Annotated in this window: 1 protein-coding gene; it reads left to right on the top strand. The window is 39.3% G+C overall.

Annotation, left to right across the window (positions count from 1 at the left end; all coding sequences use genetic code 11):
- Positions 1-519 precede the first annotated feature (519 nt).
- On the top strand, positions 520-1,848 hold the full coding sequence (ltrA, locus tag ACIFOT_RS22415) for a group II intron reverse transcriptase/maturase (protein WP_430068066.1): 1,329 nt from the start codon (positions 520-522) through the stop codon (positions 1,846-1,848).
- The last annotated feature ends 105 nt before the right edge of the window (positions 1,849-1,953 follow it).

The raw sequence follows: 1,953 nt of genomic DNA, 5'->3' as shown, positions 1-1,953 counted from the left end.
TAACGGGGCAGTTGTGCGGCCGAGCCTAGGTCGTATCATATAGCGGGTGGGATTCCCGCCGAGTAAGAACTAGCCATTCGCTCGTAGCGAGTCTTGGAGGGCTAATGGTAACATTAGTCTTTAAGCGTAGACAGCTAGGTGGCGGGCCGAAAGCCAAATGGTTGAAGGGATTGAGCTCCATAATGTTAGTAAATCGGGAGGGCTGATGCCTTAACTGCGGCAGAAAGCTACATTTTATCCTTCGATAAGGGCAAGATGGATAAAACCTCTCTGGGGTCAGAGACCTTGGCACGTTACACATTGATATGATACGGCAACTCGGGAGACCCTACCGGTCTTTTCTTTTAGAAGAGTATGGTGTACAAGCGATAAAAAGCAAGGAAACCAAATGCCGATGTAGGGAGTCGGATAGCAGCGTAGTACCAATGAAGTTGGGTAATGCCGATGGAGGGAAGGCTAGCTACCAGTTATCACCCTTACTAGGGAAACATTTACTACACGCAGAGGTAGGAATAATAAATGGAAACAAAACTACTAAGGATAGCAGAATTAGCAAAATCTGATCCTAAAATGAAATTTACATCTCTTGCACATTTAATAAATGCGCAATCACTAATTCAATGTCATCATGAATTACCTAACAAAAAGGCAACTGGGATTAACGGAACAACTAAAGAGGAATACGATGAAAACTTAGAAGAAAACATAAAGGAGTTAATAAGTACGCTTAAAAGCAAAAGCTATCGACCTGTTCCAGTAAGGAGGATGTATATTCCAAAGCTCAACTCAAACAAGAAAAGACCGTTGGGAATACCGGAACATGAAGATAAGATTGTACAAAAGTGCATCACGAAGATACTAAATTCTATCTATGAAAATGACTTTCTAGACTGTTCCTTTGGATTCCGACCAAATCGTAATTGCCACGATGCTTTGAAAACACTGAACTTCTATATTGAGAAGAGGCCAGTAAATTATGTAGTAGATGTAGATATAAAGGGATTCTTTGACAACGTTGACCACACATGGATGATGGAGTTCTTAAAACTGCGAATCGCTGACCCTAACCTACTAAGAGTAATTGGTAGGTTTCTTAAAGGTGGATACATGGAGGAAGGTAAGAAATTTAAGACAGACAATGGTACACCGCAAGGTGGAGTAATATCTCCGATATTAGCCAATGTATATCTCCATTATGTACTCGACCTATGGTTTGAGAAAAGGGTTAGGAAACAGTGCGATGGACAAGCATACATAGTGAGATATGCGGATGATTTTGTTTGTTGTTTTCAATATAAAAGTGAAGCGGAGCAATTCTTCCATTCATTAAAGTTAAGATTAAAGAAATTTAATTTAGAAATAGCTGAGGATAAAACCAAAATCATTCCCTTCGGGAGGTTTGCGGAGAAAAATGCAAATCAACAGGGAAGAAATAAACCAGCTACCTTTGATTTCCTAGGTTTTACACACTATTGTGGGAAAAGCAAACAAGGAAACTTTCGAGTGAAAAGGAAAACAAGCAGGAAGAAAATCCAAGGTAAACTAAAAGAAACGAAAGAATGGCTGAAGAATAATAGAAATAAAGATATTCATATGATTATGGATAGATTTAAACGCTCACTAATAGGTTATTACAACTATTACTGCATTACAGATAATACCCAAAGTGTGAACAACTTTAAAGACAAAATCCAATACTTACTGTTTAAATGGCTCAATAGAAGAAGTCAAAGAAAATCCTTTACCTGGGATAAGTACAGACTCTTTCTTGATAAATATCCACTACCTTCACCGAGGGTCAAGGTCAATATATATGACTTAAGAAAAGAGATTAGCTACATCTTGTGAATGATAACTAGGAGGAGCCGTGTGCGTGAATAGCGCAAGCACGGTTCTGCGAGGGGGGAGATACACAATCTACCGCGAGGTAGAGAGGTTCTCTTCTACTCAACT

The sequence above is a fragment of the Neobacillus sp. NRS-1170 genome (genome assembly GCF_050468025.1).
Note: the sequence above shows the minus strand (reverse complement) of the source record. Positions and strands in the feature narration are given on the sequence as shown.

What these genes read in the sequence shown, in the direction of transcription:
- ltrA (WP_430068066.1), top strand. Translation starts at nt 520, where the DNA reads ATGGAAACAAAACTACTAAGGATAGCAGAATTAGCAAAATCTGATCCT.